At 62.2% G+C, this 21,096-nt stretch carries 17 protein-coding genes; 6 read left to right on the top strand and 11 right to left on the bottom strand.

Features of this window, described 5'->3' with window-relative positions:
• The first annotated feature begins 124 nt into the window (after window positions 1–124).
• Window positions 125–1,282: a GGDEF domain-containing protein gene (locus K3174_RS00965; protein WP_221554966.1), complete on the top strand. Its 1,158-nt coding sequence runs from the start codon at window positions 125–127 to the stop codon at window positions 1,280–1,282.
• A 5-nt stretch (window positions 1,283–1,287) separates the two neighbouring features.
• On the opposite strand, the gene K3174_RS00960 is transcribed toward K3174_RS00965, so the two are convergent.
• Together K3174_RS00960 and proB are read right to left on the bottom strand one after the other, a co-directional pair.
• Window positions 1,288–2,091, bottom strand: coding sequence for an outer membrane protein assembly factor BamD (locus K3174_RS00960; RefSeq protein ID WP_221554965.1), 804 nt, complete (start codon window positions 2,089–2,091; stop codon window positions 1,288–1,290).
• Between the two features lie 81 nt (window positions 2,092–2,172).
• A complete protein-coding gene (proB, locus tag K3174_RS00955) occupies window positions 2,173–3,342 on the bottom strand; it encodes a glutamate 5-kinase (protein ID WP_221554964.1) in 1,170 nt (389 codons plus the stop codon).
• A gap of 133 nt (window positions 3,343–3,475) precedes the next feature.
• Here proB and K3174_RS17060 point away from each other — a divergent pair, with 133 nt between their 5' ends.
• Complete coding sequence (locus K3174_RS17060; RefSeq protein WP_345719571.1) at window positions 3,476–4,339, top strand: pyrroline-5-carboxylate reductase family protein; 864 nt, start codon at window positions 3,476–3,478, stop codon at window positions 4,337–4,339.
• 43 nt (window positions 4,340–4,382) lie between these two features.
• Entirely contained in the window at window positions 4,383–5,648 is a 1,266-nt protein-coding gene (locus K3174_RS00945) for a glutamate-5-semialdehyde dehydrogenase (RefSeq protein ID WP_221554962.1), read from the top strand.
• 46 nt (window positions 5,649–5,694) lie between these two features.
• On the opposite strand, the gene K3174_RS00940 is transcribed toward K3174_RS00945, so the two are convergent.
• From K3174_RS00940 to K3174_RS00925, 4 genes are read right to left on the bottom strand one after another with little or no spacing between them, the layout of a single operon-like run.
• Entirely contained in the window at window positions 5,695–6,027 is a 333-nt protein-coding gene (locus tag K3174_RS00940; RefSeq protein WP_221554961.1) for a hypothetical protein, read from the bottom strand.
• 34 nt (window positions 6,028–6,061) lie between these two features.
• On the bottom strand, window positions 6,062–6,712 hold the full coding sequence (locus tag K3174_RS00935; protein ID WP_247711797.1) for a TadE/TadG family type IV pilus assembly protein: 651 nt from the start codon (window positions 6,710–6,712) through the stop codon (window positions 6,062–6,064).
• Window positions 6,709–7,314: a TadE/TadG family type IV pilus assembly protein gene (locus K3174_RS00930; RefSeq protein ID WP_221554960.1), complete on the bottom strand. Its 606-nt coding sequence runs from the start codon at window positions 7,312–7,314 to the stop codon at window positions 6,709–6,711. Before K3174_RS00930 ends, K3174_RS00935 begins: the two co-directional genes overlap by 4 nt.
• Window positions 7,311–9,308, bottom strand: a complete 1,998-nt coding sequence (locus K3174_RS00925) for a TadE/TadG family protein (RefSeq protein ID WP_221554959.1) — start codon at window positions 9,306–9,308, stop codon at window positions 7,311–7,313. Before K3174_RS00925 ends, K3174_RS00930 begins: the two co-directional genes overlap by 4 nt.
• Before the next feature lie 343 nt (window positions 9,309–9,651).
• On the opposite strand from K3174_RS00925, the gene K3174_RS00920 reads away from it, so the two are divergent.
• The 3 genes from K3174_RS00920 to K3174_RS00910 all read left to right on the top strand — a co-directional run bounded on the left by K3174_RS00920 (window position 9,652) and on the right by K3174_RS00910 (window position 12,285).
• The gene (locus tag K3174_RS00920; protein ID WP_221554958.1) at window positions 9,652–10,017 is read left to right on the top strand and encodes a hypothetical protein; all 366 of its coding nucleotides are present in this window, start codon (window positions 9,652–9,654) and stop codon (window positions 10,015–10,017) included.
• 146 nt (window positions 10,018–10,163) lie between these two features.
• On the top strand, window positions 10,164–11,267 hold the full coding sequence (locus K3174_RS00915; RefSeq protein ID WP_221554957.1) for a hypothetical protein: 1,104 nt from the start codon (window positions 10,164–10,166) through the stop codon (window positions 11,265–11,267).
• The gene (locus tag K3174_RS00910; protein ID WP_221554956.1) at window positions 11,257–12,285 is read left to right on the top strand and encodes a nucleotidyltransferase family protein; all 1,029 of its coding nucleotides are present in this window, start codon (window positions 11,257–11,259) and stop codon (window positions 12,283–12,285) included. Before K3174_RS00915 ends, K3174_RS00910 begins: the two co-directional genes overlap by 11 nt.
• Window positions 12,286–12,463: 178 nt before the next feature.
• Here the strand turns inward: K3174_RS00910 and K3174_RS00905 are convergent, their stop codons facing one another.
• The 5 genes from K3174_RS00905 to K3174_RS00885 all read right to left on the bottom strand — a co-directional run bounded on the left by K3174_RS00905 (window position 12,464) and on the right by K3174_RS00885 (window position 20,972).
• A complete protein-coding gene (locus K3174_RS00905; RefSeq protein ID WP_221554955.1) occupies window positions 12,464–13,357 on the bottom strand; it encodes an HNH endonuclease in 894 nt (297 codons plus the stop codon).
• A 14-nt stretch (window positions 13,358–13,371) separates the two neighbouring features.
• On the bottom strand, window positions 13,372–14,289 hold the full coding sequence (locus K3174_RS00900) for a restriction endonuclease (RefSeq protein WP_221554954.1): 918 nt from the start codon (window positions 14,287–14,289) through the stop codon (window positions 13,372–13,374).
• Window positions 14,290–14,558: 269 nt separating this feature from the next.
• Window positions 14,559–16,394, bottom strand: a complete 1,836-nt coding sequence (lepA, locus tag K3174_RS00895) for a translation elongation factor 4 (protein ID WP_221554953.1) — start codon at window positions 16,392–16,394, stop codon at window positions 14,559–14,561.
• Window positions 16,395–16,447: 53 nt separating this feature from the next.
• Window positions 16,448–18,667: a putative bifunctional diguanylate cyclase/phosphodiesterase gene (locus tag K3174_RS00890; protein ID WP_221554952.1), complete on the bottom strand. Its 2,220-nt coding sequence runs from the start codon at window positions 18,665–18,667 to the stop codon at window positions 16,448–16,450.
• An 88-nt stretch (window positions 18,668–18,755) separates the two neighbouring features.
• Window positions 18,756–20,972: an EAL domain-containing protein gene (locus K3174_RS00885; protein ID WP_221554951.1), complete on the bottom strand. Its 2,217-nt coding sequence runs from the start codon at window positions 20,970–20,972 to the stop codon at window positions 18,756–18,758.
• Window positions 20,973–21,096 lie beyond the last annotated feature (124 nt).

Below are 21,096 nucleotides of genomic sequence, written 5' to 3'. Positions count from 1 at the left end.
CCTCCTAGACAATGCCGCGCGGCAAGTCAGCATCCCTTGGCTTTCAATCGACAAGCTTCGTGTCGACTCGTTTCGAAGCGTAAACGGTGAATTAGTATTTCCCGCATAAAGCTCCGGGGTGTTTTTGCGACGCATTCTTGCCGGTCTGCTCGGGCCGGACATTCCAGCGCATCTGCGTGACGATTTCATCACGCTTGCCGCCTGCCACATGCGCGGCCAGGCGCTGCTCGTATTCGCCGGTTTCATCCTCAGCCTGCCCTTGGTGGTACTCGGCGCAAGTCCGGAGACGGCGCCGTCGATCGCCTTCGGACTGCCCGTCATCATCCTGATCCTTGCGGTGACGGGCCTGATCGTATTGCGCAAGCCGCTCGATCTTGCCGCGGGCGTAACGGAAGCGAGGCGCGTCATTGCCTCGGTATGGCGGCTATGCCTGCTGATAGCGATTATCGGCAGTATCTGGTGCCTGGGCAGTTGGGCGAGCGCCCCGGCGGAATCCAAGCTCTACTATCCCGCGATCATGGCGCTGGGCGCCCTGACGCTGGCCTACTGCCTGACAGCGGTCCGCAGCGTCGCGTTGACCACGCTCTTGATCACCATGGTCCCCATCGCCATCGCCTTGGCGAGCACGGGCGAAGTCATGAATCTGGTCCTTGCGGGATCGCAGATCATCGCCGTCGGTTTTCAGGTCTTCCTCATCAACCGCCACCAGAATCTGCTGTTCGCCATGACGCAGCAGCAACACGAATCGGCCCAGCAGGCCCGCCGCGATCCGCTGACCGATCTCGCCAACCGTCGCGCTTTGATGGAACATTTCAAGGCTCACGCGGCTCTCGGCAGCCACATCAGACTGATGGTCGTCGACATCGACCGCTTCAAAGCCATCAACGACCGGCACGGTCACGATGTCGGCGACGAAGTCCTGTGCGCCTTTGCCGAATTGTTGCGCATCCACGTCCGCGGGGGCATCTGCGCGGCCCGGCTCGGTGGCGAGGAATTCGCCCTGCTGGCAACTGCCGAGGCGCTCGACCCGGCCATCGCGCTCCAGCTACTCGGCGAAATCCGCGGCGCCTACATGCCGCATGGCGAACAGATCACCGCCAGTATCGGAGTGGCGGACGGCATAGTCACCGATCCGGCCGACTGGAACGGCCTGTACGGCAAGGCCGACCGCGCCCTCTACCGGGCGAAGAATGACGGTCGGAACCGCGTCAGGTCGCACAAGGCGGAAGGCGAGGCCGATCGCGTCGGCGACCGGGAACCGGCACGTTCCCGGCATGGCTGAGGAAATCAGCTCGGCGAAACGCCGGATGCGTGATCCTGCACCAGATCGTAGGCTTTTTCGTACCAGTCGGTGCCGGGGTAATTGGCCCCCAGCACCGCAGCGTATTTCACCGCTTCGTCGGGAACACCGAGCGCGAGGCTGGTTTCGGTAAGGCGATAGAGCGCTTCGGGCGCGTGGCTGGTGGTCTGGTAAGTGTCGACCACGTTCTGGAACCGGATCTGCGCGGCGATCCACTGGCCCGACCGTTCGTAATGGCGGCCGATTTCCATTTCCTTGCCCGCCAGGTGATCACGCACGAGGTCGATCTTGAGCCGCGCATCGGCAGCATAATCGGTGCTGGGGAAACGCCGATTGATCTCTTCCAGCGCGGTCAGCGCCTGATCGGTGATCTTCTGATCCCGCTGCACATCGCTGATCTGTTCGTAATAGCTGAGCGCGATCAGGTAGAAGGCGTAGGGCGCGTCCTTGTTGCCCGGATGGATCTGCAGGAAGCGCTGCGAGGCTTGAATCGCCTTGTTGTAATCCTTGGCGACATAATAGCTGAACGAACTCATCAGCTGCGCCCTACGCGCCCATGGGGAATAGGGATGCTGACGCTCGACCTCGTCGAACAGGGCGGCGGCGAGCTGCGCCTGCCCGTTATCGAGACGACGCTTCGCTTCGCCGTAAAGCGATTCCACGTCACGCGCGACATAGGCCGTATCGCGGGGGCCGTTATTGCGGCCAGCGCATCCGGCGGTCAGGAGGGTCGCACCTGCAAGCGCGGCGCCGAAAATGAGCTTGGTCGTGGATCGGGTCTGGGTCGTCATGGGTACGAGCCTATAGCCACGCCCCCCATGAACGCCAAGTGAAGTTAGTGGGCCTGTCCCCCGACAGCGGCGGGCAACCGGTTATCCGGCCGCGGGCTGTTCCCAATCGCGCCGGGCGATCTCCTCCGGCGCGTCCCACAGCAGATGGCGATTTTCCAGCATCACCAGATTGGCGCTCCGGATCACCTCGCCCTTGGTCCGATAGCCCAGCAGCTGTTCGGCCTGGGTGTCGGGATTGTTCGTGAGAACGCGCAGTTCTTCCGACGTGAAATCGCTCAATCCACGGGCCCGCTCGATACCCTTGCTGTCGTAAATGTGGAGGACGTCGCCGCGCGTGAAATCGCCAGCCATCGAGATGATATCGTCGCGGCGAATCGGACGATCCCCGCTCAGCCCGGCAGCTATGGCATCCGAAATCACGATGCTTCCGGCCATTTGCAGCCGGTTGGCGATCCAGCTGTCCCAGCCGGATAGCGGATTGGGATGGGGCAGGATCTTCGTCGATCTGCGCGAACCGTTCAGCACTTCCGACACCGGCCGATCCACTTCGCCCTGCGCGATCCACGTGGTGACGCCGGCTTCCTGTGCCATATTGGCTGCCAGCAGCTTGGTCTCCATTCCGCCGGTACCGAGCGTGCTCTTGCCCTTCGTCGCGGCCATGTACATGCCGACATCCTCGACCTCGGGCACGAACTGCGCCTCGGGATCGTCCGGATTGCGATCGTACAGACCGTCCACGCCGGTGAGAATGACGAAATCGTCCGCGCCGACCATCTGTGCGACCTTGGCCGCCAGCCGGTCGTTGTCACCGACCCGGATTTCTTCCGTCGTGATGGAATCGTTCTCGTTGACGATCGGAACGACATGCGATTCCAGCAGCCGATGCACCGTGTTGCGCGTATTCAGAAAGCGGCGATGGTCCTCGAAATCGCCCAGCGTCAACAGCACCTGCGCGATATCGAACCCGAATTCGTGGCCGACCTGCTTATAGGCATTCAGCAATAACGGCATGCCGCAGGCGGCGGCGGCCTGCTTGTCGGAAACTCCCGCGCTCTCGGGTGTTTCCCCTATGATGCGCAAGCCAAGGGCTACCGAGCCGGAAGAACAGAGGATTACGTTCGTGCCCTCGGCCCGCAGCTGTGCGATATCCTCCAGCAGGCGTTGCAGGAAGCCGTAGCGGGGGGTGAGGAGTTCCTGATTGGCCAGGAGGGCCGAACCGATCTTGACGACAATGTTTCGCTTTTTGGTCATATTCTCGAATATTGCGTAGCCTTGAAATTTTCGATAAATAATATAGATACTGATTGTGCAGTGCACAACCGCATTTTTTCGAATATCCACGCCGGACGAAAAGGCATGTATTCGATACTATTGAGATACTGGAATTTCAATTCACTCGCCCTATAGCAAAGTAGTATCAAGATTTAACGAGAGCGAATACGCTCGGAAACGGATTTTAGTCATTACGAAAACTATTTGCATTGTCGGATGCGGAAAAATGGGCTCCGCTTTACTGTCGCAATGGATAGACGGGCCGGAGGCAATCACCGTAGTCGATCCCGCCGGTAGCGAGGTTCCGGAAGGCGTGTCGCTTGTCGCCGATCGTGCGGAAATAGCGGACCGGCGCTTCGATTGCATCGTCGCCGCCGTGAAGCCGCAACTGATCGACGATATTCTCGCGGACTATGCCGGCAATCTTGCCCCTGGCGGCTACGTCCTGTCGATCGCGGCGGGCTATTCCGCTGTGCGCCTGTCGAAGCTCATGGGCGATGCGCCCGTCATCCGCACCATGCCGAACCTGCCCGCTGCCATCGGCCGCGGGGTGAGCGGGATCTGCCCCGGCCCGCATGCGACCTCCGCCCATACCGGCCACGCGGAGAATTTCATGCGCCGCGCCGGATCGACCATCACGGTCGACAGCGAGGACAAGCTGGACCGCGTCACCGCCGTGGCGGGCTCCGGTCCCGGCTATGTTTTCGAGATCGCCCGCGCCTATGCCGAAGCCGCCATGGCGCAGGGTTTCGACGAGGACGAGGCGCGCGACATGGTCCTCGGCACCATTGGCGGCGCGATCGCAATGGCCAGCGAGCCCAGCGCAGCCAGCCTCGAGGATTTGCGCAACTCCGTCACCAGCAAAGGCGGCACCACGGCCGCGGGCCTCGCCGCCCTGAACGGGGACGGTGGCCTTTCCACCCGCCTGCATGATACATTGCAGGCAGCCTACGACCGGGCGGTCGAGTTGCGCTGATCCCAGGCGCCTCCCGCCCCGACACCAGACTAAGAGAGATACCATGACCGACCAGACACTCGACCCGCAGATCCACGTCCACGAACTGGGCCGGCGTGCCCGCAAGGCGGCGCGCGGCCTGCTGTCCGCCAGTACCGAAGCGAAGAACACCGCCCTGCGCGAAGCCGCCACGGCCTTGCGCAGCCGCATGGCCGAACTGCTCGACGCCAATGCCGAGGACGTGAAGAGCGTCGAGGGCAAGAAGCCGGACAGCTTTATCGACCGCCTTCGCCTGACCGAAGACCGCATCGAAGCCATGGCCGGTGCGCTGGAGGAAATTGCCGAACTGCCCGACCCCGTCGGCCGCCAGCTGGCGACGTTCGAACGCCCCAACGGCCTCACCATCGAACGCGTCGCCGTGCCCATCGGCGTGATCGGCATGATCTACGAAAGCCGCCCGAATGTCGGCGCCGACGCCAGTGCCCTCTGCCTCAAATCGGGCAATGCGGTGATCCTGCGCGGCGGTAGCGAGAGCCGCCATTCGACGCGCGTGATCGTCGAATGCATGCGTGCCGGGCTGAAGGCCGCAGGGCTACCCGAAGATGCCGTGCAGACGGTGCAGACGACCGACCGCAATGCCGTCGCCGCATTGCTCAAAGCCGACGAATTCGTCGATCTCGTCATTCCGCGCGGCGGGCGCGGCCTCGTCGAACTGGTGCGCGACCAGGCCAGCGTGCCGACGCTGCTGCATCTCGACGGGAATTGCCACAGCTATGTCCACGCTGCCGCCGATATCGGCAAGGCGATTTCGGTCATCCGCAACGCCAAGCTGCGCCGCACCGGCGTGTGCGGCGCGACCGAGAGCGTCGTGGTCGACCGCGCCGTGGCCGAAGCCTTCATCCCCAAATTCGCCGACGCCATGGCGGGCGATTGCGAACTGCGCGGAGATACCGATGCCGTCGCTATCGATTCCCGCCTCAAGCAGGCCACCGAAGAAGACTGGAACACCGAATATCTCGACCCCATCGCCAGCGTCAAAATCGTCGACGGGCTGGACGAAGGCATCGCCTGGGTGGACGAGCATTCGAGCCACCACACCGACGCCATCATCACCGAAGATGCCGAGGCGGCGCGCAAGTTCATGACGAGCATCGACAGTGCGATCGTCATGCACAATGCCTCCACCCAGTTCGCCGATGGCGGCGAATTCGGCATGGGCGCGGAAATCGGCATTGCGACGGGCAAGATGCACGCCCGCGGCCCCGTCGGGCTGGAACAGCTGTGCAGCTTCAAATATCTCGTTCACGGAGACGGCCAGACGCGCCCCTGACGGGATCGCTCCGCTGGCCGGTTTTACCGCCCGAGGTGTCGTCCGGTCACTGGATCGGGCTGGCGGCGACCAGCTTGGGATCGAGGACGTCCTGCGGCACTGCACCATGCGTTGCTTCCCGCTGGTAGCCCGGAGTAGCGGGTAGGACGAGTTGAGACTCGGACGCGAACCAGTGTGGATCGGCGCGGTCTTCCGAAAAATGCGCGACGGACTCGGGCGAGGATGCTTCGGTCTGGCTCTGCTGGAGCTGCTGCCCTACCCGTTGCGCCTGCCCGGCATCCATCTTGGCGATACGATCTACCGCTCCGTCTTCGCCCATCGTAAACGCAACTACCAGCAGGACGCCACCGGCGAGAATCAGAGCGAACTTCTTGTCCATCGATTGTGCCTTCGATCCGCGAAACGAAACCTGACTAGCAGTCGTTCCTCGTCAGCCCCTGTGCATTGGTAATGTTCTGATTCGTCCGTTCGCGGACATTGAAGGCGCTTTCGTAGCGCAGATCGAGCCCGCCGCTCACGATCCCCGGCAAGACGATGGGCGTATACCGATAGGACACTTCGGCGAACATGACCGCCGTACCTTCCGCTGCTTTGATCTTGCCGCCGTCAGGTCCCATGCCCGCGGCAAGCGATGAATCGTCCTTACCCTTATCCTGCAAACCGTAGCGCGGCGTAACCGACAAAGACCCGTAGCAGCGCTGCCAGTTGATCATCTGTCCTGCCTTGCCGTCGCTCTGTCCGTTGGGTTGCAATGAGGAGAGAACCACGCGCCCCTTGGTGGCGAAATCCATCCCCCTGCCGACCTGGTCGGCGCCAGCAAACACTTCGTAAATATCGCTCTCGTCGATCCCGGTTCGCACACGACCTGCATTATCGGCGACCGAGATGGCAATCTGATTTATGCGCATATGCGCCATCACCAGATTGATGAGTTCGAGCCCACCGAACAGCATCGCAATGAAGATCGGGAGGACAAAGGCGAATTCCGTAAGGGCGATGCCCTGTTCGGACATCCGCAGCCTGCGCAGGAAACGTCTTGGCGAGAGAGATTTGCGCAACATCATACGCACACCGTCGGCGGCGTCTTTTGAACCGCGTAAGGCTGGTTGCGAACCGCGCTGGTCGCCTTGATCGCATAGTTGGGCGACATGTCAATGAAACGGTGGATCGGAAACAGGCGCGGCATCGACACGTTGACTTCGTAGAACACCACATCGTCTGCCCCGCCGATCGTGGTGCGCCCCGCGCTCGTGTTGAACGCCCCGTTCTCGTTCAGATCGACGAAGCAATCGCCTGGGTCATAGGTGCCGTTCAAATTATGGTCGGTGACGAGCTTCTCGCTTTTGCCGATACTGCCGAAGTCATAGAAGCTGCGCGTGGTAATCTGGTAGGTTGCGTTGCGCGCCAGCACATCCGACCGGGCCTTGATGGCGCAGGCGATCTTTTCTTCCACCGTGCCGCTGGTGCAGGTGAAAGTCGGAGATTCCAGCGAACCGGTACGCGCCACATCGTTGAGCGCGCCTTGCACGGCCGCACGCAGATAGGCCTGATAGCCGAGGTCGAGCCCGCCGAGGATGAACAGCATCAGAGGCGTCAGGACGAAGGCGAACTCGACGAGCGCCGCCCCCCGTTCGTCCTTGCGAAGCCGTTTGAACAATCCGGTCATTGGGTCAGCCTCAATGCGCCGATCTGGTTGCCGATCTCGCGGAACTTGGCGATCAGAGCCGCGCGGTTGGCAACCGTATCCGCCTGCCTTTGGGTACTGGCGCATCCGGTCAGGTTGGCGCTGAGAGCGGTATCGAAACCGATCACCCACACCGATGTATCCGTGTTCTTCGCTTCATTGCAGGCCATGCGGAAACGCTGTTCGTGGCGGGCGACAAGCTGTGCCGTGACCGAATTGGTCTGCGAATCGGAAGTACAGTTGGTCGCGCCCTTCACGCGCATATCGTTGGCTTCGACTCCGTAAGCACCATAGACATTGCAATAGGCGGTTTGTGCGCCGTCGGTCATGAAGATGATGTGGCGGTTGCAGGGCATGCCGTTGAAGACATCGCAGCTATCGCCGAAGATGCCGCCCCTGGAGATGAAGCGTGCGCCCCAGATCATGCCGATGTCGTGATAGGTACCGCCCACGGTCTGGAGGCTCTTCACATATGTGTCGAGCGCGGTGCGGTCCCAGACGGCAAGACGACGAGCCTCCGTCGGGCAAGCCCAGTAGCCGCTCTCCGGGGTATTATTCTTGATCCAGCCCGCAGTGCTTGTGGCAGGTACGTCGGTTTCCGACGGCGTGACTGGGGAATTGCCTGCATTGCGGGCATAGATCAGGTCCGGCATCATCGGCCGCCAGCGCGTCGCGTCGCTGTTGGGGATCAGGTTGATGTCGAGGTCGTGCGCGCCCGAGGGGATGGTGTAGCTGGCACCGCCATCGATGGTGGTCACTGTGTCGCGTTCCTCGATACACCCGTTCCATGTTGCGACCTCGCTGCTGCCCCCTGTCACCGAACTAGGCATATTATTGATATAAAGCGTTTTATTTGGCGCAGGGATGGTCCCGGTTGCGTCTTTCGCGTACGTTATCTTGCCCTGTGAAGGGATGCTGCTGCTGACAGGCTTCATGTAGTTCGAGACATCGTACGACACATGCTGGTAAGTCCAGTTGCTGAACTGCCTCCGGTTGGCGTCGTACGTCGTTGTCTCGACGAACCGCCAGCGACGGCAGCTTCGGCCGCTACCGGAAGTATCCGATGCGCCTGAGTAACCCCAGTTTTGCGATTGGACGTAGCCTTCGCTTGAGGCGGTACCCTGGTACTTGATGGCGGTCGTGGCAGTCGGCGGCGGCCCCCCGCCGGGCACGGGATCGGCGGTGACATATGTCTGACACTGACCGTTGGTGAGCGAACCGCCGCCGTAAACCTCCCATGAACCGGGACCATTGGTCCGGTTCTGGACGGCGTAATTGTTGAAATTTGCCACGCGCGAGGGCACGCTGGTCGAGCTGCGCATGTAGTTCGCGTTCTGCCCATAGATCAGGCGGCCGACATTGACCGTGCTCGAATAAGGCACGATGCCGTAACGCAGCCGCAGCCCCTGCGCCGCGAGCTGGGCCTGGATCGGCGCCAGCTCGTCATAGAGCGCCATCACCGCATCCCGCAGCGCGTCGATCTTGGGCGCGCCATCCACGTTCTGGGCCATCGACCCGGTCACGTCGAGCACCAGCACGATATCGGTGTTGACGAAGTTCAGTTCGGCGTCGCAGTTCACCGCAACGGGCAGCGTTGCAAAGCCGAAAATGCGCATGATGGTGGTGGGGACAGTGGTCGACGCGTTCACCCGGATCACGCCCGCTGCCGGCTTGCTGACCACCGGCTCGAATGTGCTCGCCCCGTAATAGCCCTGCGGATAGTTGAAGTTGAAGAATTCCTTGCCCGTCTTCGTCACTTCGTCGTTCAGCGTATCGCTCTTCATCACGCGCCGCGCGGCGAGCGAGGCGGCGTCGCACGCGCTCTGCATCTTGCTTTTGGCCATATAAGCCCGGCTGAGATCCACGCCGCTCCCGATCATCATCAGCAGCGGCACCAGGGCCGCGCCAACGATCGGTAGCACATTGCCCTTGTTGTCGTTCAGCAACCGGGCAAACAGGCGATACATAAATGACATCGCACCACACTTTCGCAACGGGGTTGCCCGACGCCTGACGCATCGCCCCCTCACCAAGCCCTACCCTGAGCGGGTTAACAAACACCTACGTGTCCGGGTTAAGAAGACTCCGCGAAACCGACCCCGTCCGGCGCATAATCGCTCTCCTCTCGCGGAATGGACGGAGCTTGACCCCGTCTGCCCGAGAATCCGTAATTCTCGCGCTTGCCGACGCTCGAGGATGACGGTCGGATATGTGAATCTTTTTTGACTATTTTGGATGAGTGGCCCCTGCCAGATCGATTCCGATTGTCAAAACCCGATTTTGGGCGCTTCCTTCGCTTCTCTCTTTGGAGTGAAGCTCATGGTGAAATCGACTTCCGAATCGCAGGGCGCAATGCAGACCGATCGACGGTCCTTTCTGGCCGACTGCGGCAAATATTCGCTGACCGTTCCTCCGGTCATGACGATGCTTTTGTCTACCTCGCTTTCCTCGCCCGCGATTGCTGCGTCCGGCGGTGACGGTGGTGGCCGTGGCGGTGGTGGCGATCCCGGCAAGGGCGACGGCGGCGGCAAGGGCGACGGCAAGGGTGGCGACCCCGGCAACGGCAATGGCGGCGACCCGGGCAAAGGCAATGGCGGCGATCCCGGCAAAGGCGACGGTGGCGACCGTGGCAAGGGCGATCCCGGTAAAGGCGATGGCGGCAAAACAAAGAAGGAAGGGCGCTGAGGCGGCAGGGCATCGCGCCGGAATTCCCGATCTCCGCAAGGCGCCGTTGAACCGCGGGTGTCCATCGATGCGCTGGCGATCGCGCGTCGCTTCGGCGGCGCCGTTGCCGCGCGGAGAACACCTGTCGGGTGCGGGAACCTGCGCAATTGGATAGCCCACCGCTGTCGATCGGATTGAGCGCAAGATCGACGCTCGTCATGCTCGACGGGAGGCCGGTGATCTTCGCCGAAACCTGTCAGGCCATCTACGAGCCGAATGCGTCCGCGGCCGCAATTCTCGATCGCCTGCAGGAGCCGGTGCCGCTGGAATCGCTCTGTGACCGGCTGCTCCCCGTGTTCGCCGGGGGAGTGGCCGAACTCGAACGGCTGCTCGTCGATTGGTCCGCCGCCGGCCTGATCGACGTGTTTCCGCACGAAACGCTTTCATCGGCACATGGGGACAGAAGAGCCGCTCTCCCGCTCGGGAACGGCGCGGCAATTCTCGCCGGTCATGGCGGAGACCTAGGGTGGTTCGACACCTTCGACTATCTCCCTGCTGCCGCGAGCGGCGAGCCGACTGCGCATGTGTGGTCCCATAATGGCCTGGGGATCGTCAGGGTCGCAGATCGCCCGGCACGGGTGGTCCCTCGCCACCAAATCGCCGCGGCGCTGCGTTTTTCGCTGGTCGAGGCTATCCTGGCGGAAACCGATTGCATCGCGCTCCACGGCGCATGCCTGGTCGCCGGAGACCGGGCGATATTGCTGCTTGGCGCCCCCGGCGCGGGCAAGTCCACGCTCGCCATGTTCGCCGGCGAGTGCGGGATGGCGCTTGCGGGCGACGATATCGTGCTGTTCGATCCCCGCTCGGGCACCGGCATGCCACTCGCCCTTCCGCTCACGCTGAAGGAAGGCAGCTGGCCCATGATCGCCGCGACCGGCTGGCGCGACTGTCGGGCCGAGCCGGTCGAGCGGCAGGACGGCGTGACGGTGAAATACCTTCCGCTGCGCCGGCCCGTCCGGGAAACGCCGCTGGACATAGCCGCCCTCGTCCGGCTCGACCGCAGCAGCGAGGGCGACGCGCGCCTCGCGCCATGGTCCGGCACCGATTGCCTGCGCCACTTCTGCAGCGAGGCGAAATCGACCACGGGCAAGGCATCGGTCGCGGATATCCGCGCCATGGTCGAGGTGATCTCGCGCGCCGAAACGCTGACGATCGGCTATTCCGACGCAGCCGCGGCCGGACGATTGCTGGGGGCGCATTTTGTCCGCTGACCGGCGCATCCTGAGCGTTCTCTGCCGCGCTCTCGAAGGGACGGTGCCGCAGGAGCCGGACTGGGCCGCCCTGCTCGCGCTCGCCAACCGCACGCTCGTCACCCCCGCCCTCGCCGCGGCGCTGCATGGCAATCCCGCGGTCCCCGACGAGGTGCAGGCCTTCCTCACCCACATCGCCGCGCGCACGGTGCGGCGCAATGCGATGATGGAGCGCCAGCTGGCCGAAGCGGTGCAGGCGCTGTCGAGCCAGGGGGTCGTGCCGATGCCGATCAAGGGCGCGGTCGTCCTCGCTGCGCATCCGGCCGGGGGCGCGGACCGGCTGTTCACCGATCTCGACCTGATGATCGCCCCCGGCCAGGCCACCCTCGCCGGCATGATCCTGGGCGAGATCGGCTACCGTTCGACCGCCCCGTCCGCCGCCCCCGCCACTGGCCGCAATTTCGAGCGCAGCAGCGATGCGGGCGGACTCGACATCCATTACCGCCTGCGATCCTTCGACCATTGGCCCGGCTTCGCGCAGCTCGCCCCCTTCTGCACCGAGGCCACCCTGCACGGGGCGAGCGTCCTCATGCCCTCGCCCAGCCTGCAGGCCGCGATCCTGATCGCGCACGACCAGTTGCAGGAGCGCGACTACTGGCGCGGCCTGATCGACCTGCGGCATGTCCTCGACCTGCGCGCGCTCGTCACCGCGACCGGCCCGCTCGACCCCGCGACCCTCGCCGCGCTCTTCCCCGGCGGCCGCGCCCGGCGCGCGCTGGCGACGCAATTGCTGACGCTGCGGCGCCTGTTCGGCATCGAGGCGGTGCCCGGGCTCGAGACCGGCTTGCGCCCCCGCCTGCAATGCGCGCGCCGCTTCCGGCAGATCGGCCGCCGCCGGACGATGCGCTGGCTCACGGCCGCCACCCTGCTGCTCGATCCCCCGGCCGTGCGACCGCGACCGGACACCGCCCAGAACTGGCGCGAGCGCGCCCAATACGGCAAACGCATGTTCTACGCGCCCAAGCCGAACAAGGTGTAGCGCGCCTCGCCGCGAGTTACGTCGACAGCGACGGCGCGAGGCTGCACGAGGGGACCGGAACAGCCAAAGCCCTCTCTCCTTTAGGGGAGAGGGTTGGGAGAGGGGGCGCCCCCGTCCGTTCAGGCGCATCCTTCACCAGCTCCGCCCCCTCCAGCAGGCGGGAGGGGAGTTATCAGCGCTAATGCTTGAAGCAATGCTCGCGATGCCACGCGAGGAATTGCGGATGCGGTCGGTCCGCTTCCCGCTGGGGAGCAATCGCCTTGCCGGTCCGATTGATGATGCCTTCGACGCTCGCTGGATCATTGACCTGACGCGATACCATAATTTCAAGATCATCCCTGAAACCAATCAACCCACGGTCAAACATCCAATGCGCTGTGCCTGATAGTGCGAGGCCATTGCGCACGCTGTCAGGGCCGCCATGCTCGACCGGGCGGATATGCGCGGCCTGTGCTTCCAAGCGACCGCCGCCATTGACCAGCTTCCAGCCTGTCACCGCGCAGCGGCCATCATAGGCGTGCATCACGGCACGGCGGAAAGCGCGGTCCCGGAACGGCTTGGAGACGAGTGACTGGACGATGGGCCGCTCGATTTCGAACGGTGTTTGATTGTCGCGGACGCGGTTGTCCTCGACGACTTCGTCGTCGCTGCGCGGCAGAAAATCCTCATCCGGCAGGCCGAGCGATACGATGCGCGCAAAGTCTGAATGCGAAAGCGAGCGGACGGCGGCTTGGGCGCGACCGGATACTCTGCCTTCCTCATTGAGCACGCCACGCTCAACCTGCTCGCCATTCATGATATGCGGTACGGTCGGCTCGAAAGGCAGATAGCTCCCTTTCTCGATGATCGCACGATAGCGGTCAGGCTCCGCCGGGTCAGGTATGATTTCCTCAACTTTCGCCACGGCGAAGAAGCCTTTGGAGTTCGGAATCTTGACCGGCTCGCGATAGACAATCCAATCGCCGACCATTTGCTGCGCGCGGCTAAGATAGCTTTTCGGAAACTGGTAATGCACCTCGGGGATGTCGTCGTATTTCGACCCATCCTTGTGCATGAAAACGCCGAAGGTCATAGCGAGATCACATTTTATAGGTCGTCAAAAAAGTCTTCGTCGATGCGCTTAACCTTTATTGTGCGGCTAGCTCTTACACCGACATCATGTTCGATCATCAAATCCGTCAAGCGAGCGCCGTCGATCAGTATCACGCGTTGAGGGATCTGCTCCGCGTACCCAATCGCCCCACTGGTAAATGTCGAGGTAGTGACGAACACGCCTTTGTTTGCGCCAAAGCCTACGAGACTGCCCACAAAAGCCTGCACTTCTGATCTCTGGACGGTATTGGCGGCAGCATAGCGCTTCGCTTGAACATAGATTCGGTCCAAGCCCAATCGATCTTCATCAATTACGCCATCCACTCCATTATCGCCGCTCTTACCTAGCCTGAGCGCGGCTTTCTCGTGTGTCCCCCCATATCCCATTGCGACCAACAGTTCGACAATTACATTTTCGAAGAATGTTGGGGAATTATCCAGTATTCGCTGCAAAACGTCAGAACTTAACGCCGACTTTAGTACCGCTTGTGCCGCGTCTATCTGCTCTTCCGGGGTAGCATCTGACGAGGAAGCCGCAGCTTGCGCGATGGCCGGCGTGCTTGAGCCCGTATTCCCAAGGCGAAATTCAACGAATTCAGGAAACTGATTCAATGTTTCGTTGTCGATAGATTGCAAACCTTGCGCCAGAAGAGCTTTTCCCGCCGAAGTGGCGGTAAATATTCCTCGCTTCGGGCTTTCGATCAGCCCAGCCTTGGACATGTAAAACTTGGCCCAATGGATGCGATTATGGAATATTCTCTGCTTGCCGCTCGGAAGTAGCTTATCACGCTCATCTTGTGAAAGTTGAAAGTGATCTGCAATCTTTTCAGCTGCTTCTGGAACTCGCCACTCCCCTTTTGCAGCTAATTGCAGTACCGGCAACATAAGCGTTTGATAATCGGGGATTGACAACCCATTGCTCCTTTAAGCCTACATGCCCGACACGGCTTCGCGCGCAGTTTCCCTAGTCTCTTCGAACTCAGAGCAATGTCCAGAAGTCTTTACGTTGCAATTCCACCGCATGGTATCAGCACCAGCGCCGTTCCGCGTTTGCTAGCGCAAACGCTTATGCGTCACGTGACGTCGAACGGGTCGGCTAGGCTGACCCGCCTGCGGGAGTTCCAGCCTCTCGCTCCTAGCTTGCCGCTTGCTGCGCAAACGCCTTCGCTAGGCGCCGGCCTTCACTCCTCCCCCATCCGCAGCGCAGCGATAAAAGCCTCCTGCGGAATGCTCACATTCCCGTATTCCCGCATCCGCGCCTTGCCCTTCTTCTGCTTTTCCAGCAGCTTCTTCTTCCGGGTAATATCCCCGCCGTAACACTTCGCGGTCACGTCCTTGCGCAAGGCGGCGATGGTTTCGCGGGCGATCACCTTGCCGCCGATCGCGGCCTGGATCGGGATCTTGAACAAATGGCGCGGGATCAGGTCTTTCAGCCGTTCGCACATCCCGCGCCCGCGTTCTTCCGCCACGCTGCGGTGGACGATCAGCGATAGCGCGTCGACCGGCTCGGCATTGACGAGGATGTTCATCTTCACCAGGTCGCCTTCGCGGCTGCCGATCTGTTCGTAATCGAAGCTGGCATAGCCGCGGCTGATCGATTTCAGCCGGTCGTAGAAGTCGAACACCACTTCGTTCAGCGGCAATTCGTAGGTCACCTGCGCGCGGCCGCCCACGTAAGTCAGGTCGATCTGGATGCCGCGGCGGTCCTGGCACAGTTTCAGGATCGCGCCGAGATATTCGTCGGGCGTGTAGATCACCGCCTTGATCCACGGTTCCTCGATCGTCTCGATCCGGTTGACGTCGGGCCAGTCGGCGGGATTGTGGATCTCAATCGTCTTCGCGTCCTCGTTCTTCGAATGGCCGAGATGGACGCGGTAGACCACGCTGGGGGCGGTGGTGATGAGGTCGAGATCGTATTCGCGGCTGAGGCGTTCCTGGATGATTTCCAGGTGCAGCAGGCCGAGGAAGCCGGCGCGGAAGCCGAAGCCCAGCGCGGCGCTGCTTTCCATCTCGTAGCTGAAGCTGGCATCGTTGAGGCGCAGCTTGCCGATGCTTTCGCGCAGCTTCTCGAAATCGGCGGCGTCGACCGGGAACAGGCCGCAGAACACGACGGGCTGGACTTCCTTGTAGCCTTTCAGCGGCGCGGCGGCCCCGCCCTTTACCGTGGTGATGGTGTCGCCCACGCGGGCCTGCTCCACCTCCTTGATCTGCGCAGTGATGAAGCCGATTTCGCCCGGGCCCAGTTCGGGCAGATCGGTGCGCTTGGGGGTGAAACAGCCGACGCGGTCGATCAGATGCTGCGTGCCGCCCTGCATGAACTTGACCTGCTGGCCCTTTTTGATGACGCCGTCCATCACGCGCACGAGGATGACGACGCCGAGATAGGGGTCGTACCAGCTGTCGACCAGCATGGCCTTCAGCGGGGCGTCGCGGTCGCCCGTGGGGGGCGGGATGCGCTTGACGAGCGCTTCCAGCGTGTCCTCGATGCCGATGCCCGATTTGGCGCTGGTGAGGACGGCGCCGCCTTCCTCCCACGGGCCGGTGGCTTCGATGCCGACGATTTCCTCGATCTCTTCCGCAACGCGTTCGGGCTCGGCCGCGGGGAGGTCGATCTTGTTGATGACGGGGACGATTTCGTGGTCGTGCTCGATAGACTGGTAGACATTGGCGAGGGTTTGCGCTTCCACGCCCTGCGCCGCGTCGACGACGAGGAGCGCTCCTTCGCAGGCGGCGAGGGAGCGGCTGACCTCATAGGCGAAGTCGACATGGCCGGGCGTGTCCATGAGGTTGAGCTCATAGGTCTCGCCATCGCGCGCGGTGTAGTTGAGGCGCACGGTCTGCGCCTTGATGGTGATGCCGCGCTCCTTCTCGATATCCATGTTATCAAGGACTTGCTCGGACATCTCACGGTCGGTCAGCCCGCCGGTGAACTGGATCAGCCGGTCGGCCAGCGTCGACTTGCCATGGTCGATATGCGCGATAATGGAAAAGTTGCGGATCTTGGAAAGGTCGGTCATCACGCCGCCCATTAGCCGCGCCGCACTCCGCTGTCAGCAGGCAAAGCGCCGTGTCAGGCTGCTTCGCGCTTGCCGGTCTGCCTGGGCGCGTTGGATGACAGGGCGAACTGCGCGAAGCTGCTCGCCATACCGCTATCGGGCGCCATCGCATACCTGCCGGGCGGCAGTGCCGCCAGCGGAGCGCCCGCAGCGGCCAGTTCGTAAGGGCTGACCCGGTGGCGGGTGCACAGGCCCCCGGCGCCATCATCGACCAGCTCCTGCTCGAATTCGAGGCCCTGCGTATCGTCCATCGTCCGGCGCACCGTGCACACGGCAAGCTGGCCCTGGCCGAAGTCCAGCACGAACATGGTCCCGACCGGCACGTCCTCCAGCCCCTGGATCATCGCCCCCGAACGCGAGAGGTTGCGCAGGGTCACGTCGTAATAGTGGTCCTCGTGGATCAGCCCGATCTTGCGGAAGACCGTGCGGCGCGTGGCGCGCTGCGTCCCGGTATCCGTGGGCGCGAGCATCCATTCGCCCTTGTCCAGCTCCTCACGAACCCGCTCGTTGGCGAGTGCCTCGGAATAGACGAAGCCGCTGACCTGATCGACGCCGAGCCGTTCCAATTCGTGCATGAGTTCGAGGGCGTGGACGCCCGAGGCGACCGTCTCCATCCCCATCGCACCCGACAGCGCGATGACAGCGCGGACGAGTTCCATGTCCCCAAGGTCGTTGCCCATGACAGGCTCGAAGAATTCGCCGCCGATCCGAAGCGCGCTCAAAGGCGCCCGGCGCAGGTAGGATAGCGAGGACAGTCCCGAACCGAACTGGTCGAGCGTCAGTCGTACGCCCAGCTTGAACAGCGCGGCCAGCGCCTTGTCGACCTTGGATGCATCGCCGAGCAACACACTCTCGGGGAGACGCAGTTCGAGCCGCATCGGATCGAGCCCGGTTTCTTCGAGCGCCTGCTCGATACATTCGACGAACCCGTTGGCCTCGAACTGGACCGGGCTGACGTGCAGCGATATGCGCAGGCTTTCCGGCCAGCTAACGGCATCTTCGCACGCGCGGCGGATGGCCCATTCGCCGATCGGCACGATCAGGCGGCTGCCCTCGGCAACGGGCAGGAAAGTCTCGGGCGCCACGCGACCGCGTTCTTCGTCCGCCCAGCAATATTGCGCTTCGAGCGCGATCACCCGGTTGTCCGTCAGCGTGACGACCGGCTGGTATTCCAGCGTGAAGTGGCCGTTCTCGATCGCCTCGGCGAGGTCTTCTTCCATCCGCTTGCGCAGGTTTGCCTCGTGTTCGAGGTCGGATGCGTAGAACCGGAACTGCCCGCGCCCGCCATTCTTCGAAGCATAGAGCGCGAGGTCGGCCGCCCGGGTCAGTTCGTCGCGTTCGATACCGTCATACGGGGCGACGGCGATACCGACCGAGCAACCGATGATCGCACGGCCTTCTTCGACCGAATAGGGCTGCGAGAGTATCTGGATGATCTTCTTGGCGATCTCGCCCAGCTCCCCGCGATCGTCCATATCGGGAACGAGGATCTGGAACTCGTCGCCGCCAAGGCGGCCGATCTCGCCCCGCCCGGCTATTACGCCCTGCAGGCGTTCCGCGACCTGCTGCAGCAACTGGTCGCCTGCAGCGTGGCCGAGCGTATCGTTGACCTGTTTGAACTTGTCGAGATCGAGCATCATCAGCGCTGCACTGCGCTTGGCGCTCCTGAAGGCGTGCAGCGTGGAATCGATCCGCTGTTCCATACGGTGACGGTTGGCAAGGCCGGTCAACGAATCGAACTTGGCCAGACGGCTGGCCTCTTCCTCGCTGCGGAATTCTTCGGTCACATCGAACGCGCTGCCACGAAAGCCGATAAAATTCATGTCCTCGTCATGCAGCGGTCTGCCCGACAGTCTGAGCACGACGTCGTGCCGGTTGTCGCCGGCCTGGACGGTCAGATTGGCGAAGCTCTTGCGCGTGTTGAGCTTCAGCCCAAGCGATCGGCCATCGCCCTCGCCCTCCACCGGAACAAGCAATTGCTGGAGCGGCTGTCCGACCACGGCCCCGAACGCAATGCCAAGCCCTTCGAGAATGGCCGGGCTGAGGTAGACGACGCGACCGTTCGGATCGGTCGCCCAGAAACCTATCGCGCCGCTGAGTTCGATTTCATCGACGATTTCCAGCTTGTCGGTCGGAGCAAGCGTCGCGGGCGCGGGGCGCGTCGAGGCGCCGGACGAAATTTCGCCATCGGCCTTTTTGCCCCTGAAGAAATCTGAAAAGGGCATCGCCCCCATGATGGTCCCGCCTCGCAAAACCGTTGCTTTGGTCCCAACGGCCTACGTCGTAATGGTTAGTTTTACCCTAACGGCCGTGTTCGGAACATCACAGGCCGGTACCGGGTTTCGGATTGCCGACCTCGACCTCGACGAACTTTTTCATACCGTGCGGACCGAGATCGGCGACCATCAGCGCATATGGGTCATGGGTCAGAGCGGCAAGCGGCCGCCCGGCTGCCTCGATCTGATATGGCGACACGCGATGGCGCGTGCACAGCCCATCGGCACCGTCGCTGATGAGCTGCGTTTCGAACTCTACCCCCTGCATCGATCCCTTGGATCGGCGAACGGTCGCTACAGCCAACTGACCACCGCCGAGATCCAGGACGACATCGGTACCCAAGGGAACATCGAGAAGGCCTTCGATCATCGCACCCGTTTTCGACAGGTTCCGCATGACAACCTTATATCTGCTATCTTCATGGATCAGGCCGATCCGGCGGAACACGCGCTTCCGGTCGGCACGAGTTTTGGCCGGGCCGCGGCGTTCGTATTTTAGCTGACCCTGTTCGAGCCGCCCCAGAAATTCCTCATGCGTAATCGCGCCCGAGAAAATGTATCCCTGGATCAGTGTCGCCCCGCGCTCGGTCACCAATGCCAACTCGTCTTCGGCTTCCACGCCCTCGGCAACGGTATCCATCTTGAGCGCGTCCGCCAGACCGGTGATGGCGCTCAGGATCGCGGCGTTATTATTGCCTTCTTCCGTGGCGCCGCGCACGAAGCTCTGGTCGATCTTTATCTTGTCGAACGGCGCCGTGCGCAGATAGCTTAACGAGCTGTATCCCGTACCGAAATCGTCGAGTGCCAACCGGACGCCCAGTTTCTTGAGTTCGGCGAATATGCTCTGCGTCCGACCGGTATCTCCGAGAAACACGCTTTCCGTAATTTCGAGTTCCAGACGATCCGGCGAAAGTCCGCTCGATTGAAGCGCATTCTTCACGACCTGAGGAAAATCGTCCTGAGCGAACTGGATAGCCGAAACGTTTACGGCCACGCGCAGCTCGACCGGCCATTCCTTTGCCTGTCGGCACACTTCGTTCAGCGCCCACTCGCCGACTTCCTTGATGATCCCGATGTCCTCGGCCACCGGAATGAACACTCCGGGGGAAATGTGTCCCCGCTCCGGATGCTCCCAGCGCATCAGTGCCTCGCAGGCCTTCACCGTGTGCGTCTTCGCACAGATCAATGGCTGGTACTGCATGGACAGTTCGTTGTTCGCGATCGCGTCGCGAAGTTCCTCTTCGACCTGACGGCGGTGATTGGCACCGTCCTTCAGGTCGCTGGAATAGAAACGGTACTGGCCCCGACCGCCGCCCTTGGCTGCGTAGAGCGCCAGGTCGGCCGCCGTGACCAGTTCTTCGGTATCGAGGCCGTCATAGGGCGCAACCGCCATCCCCAGGGACGTACCGATAATGGCGCGCATCCCGTTGATGGAATAGGGCTGAGAGATCATCTGGATCAGGCGCTGGCCGATCTCGCCCAGCTCGCCACGGTCGTCGACATCCGGGAGGATGATCTGGAATTCGTCCCCACCGATGCGACCGATCTCGCCTTTGTCCCCGATGATCCTGTTCAGCCGCGCGGCGACCTGCTTCAGCAGTTCATCGCCGGCGGGATGACCGAGAGTATCGTTGACCTGCTTGAACCGATCCAGGTCGAGCATGATCAGCGCACAGGAACGCTTGTAGTTGCGATAGGCGTTGAGCGTATCCGTCAGCCGTTTCGTCATGCGGTGGCGGTTGGCCAGTCCGGTAAGGGAATCGAATTGCGCGAGCCGTTCGGCATCCTTGCGGCTTTCACGACTTAACGTGATGTCCTTCGCGCTACCCCGGTAACCGGTAAAGCATTGCCTGTCGTCGAATTGCGGCTTGCCGGCGATTTCCCACCAGACTTCCTTGTCCTCGACTGCCAGACGCACATTCAGTTGGCTGATCGAATTTCGGGCGCTGAGCAGGAACGTCAGCGGTCGCTCGACCTTGTCCGGATCGTCGTCCTTATCTGCCGTGAACAGATCGCCCAGCGGCTTGCCAATGGTCTCGCCATCGGCCCAGCCAAGCTTGCGGACCGCATTCTCCGAAAGATAGATGAGGCGGCCCTGGGCATCCGTGGCCCAGAACCAGCCGAGACCCGCCGCTTCGAAGCTGTCGAGAAGTTCCACCCGGCGAGCTGCATCGGATGCGGAAATGGGGCACAGCGGTGCTTCGCCCGAAGCCGCACGATCTCCCTCGCTTATACGCAGCGATCGTGAGAAAAACCCAGCCATTGCGTGTCGAACCTCATCGGAAAACAAGTGAATGCGCCCCGAAACCGTCGGGTGGGTGTTCTACGTAAGCGCCAATCCTTTCCAAACGCATAACCATGCCCGCGAAGACGACGGCAACGCCCAA

The sequence above is a fragment of the Qipengyuania qiaonensis genome (assembly GCF_019711515.1).
In the GTDB taxonomy this organism is placed as follows: Bacteria; Pseudomonadota; Alphaproteobacteria; order Sphingomonadales; family Sphingomonadaceae; genus Qipengyuania; species Qipengyuania qiaonensis.
The sequence above is the reverse complement of the archived record's forward strand: the minus strand, read 5'-3'. Positions and strand labels throughout refer to the sequence as shown.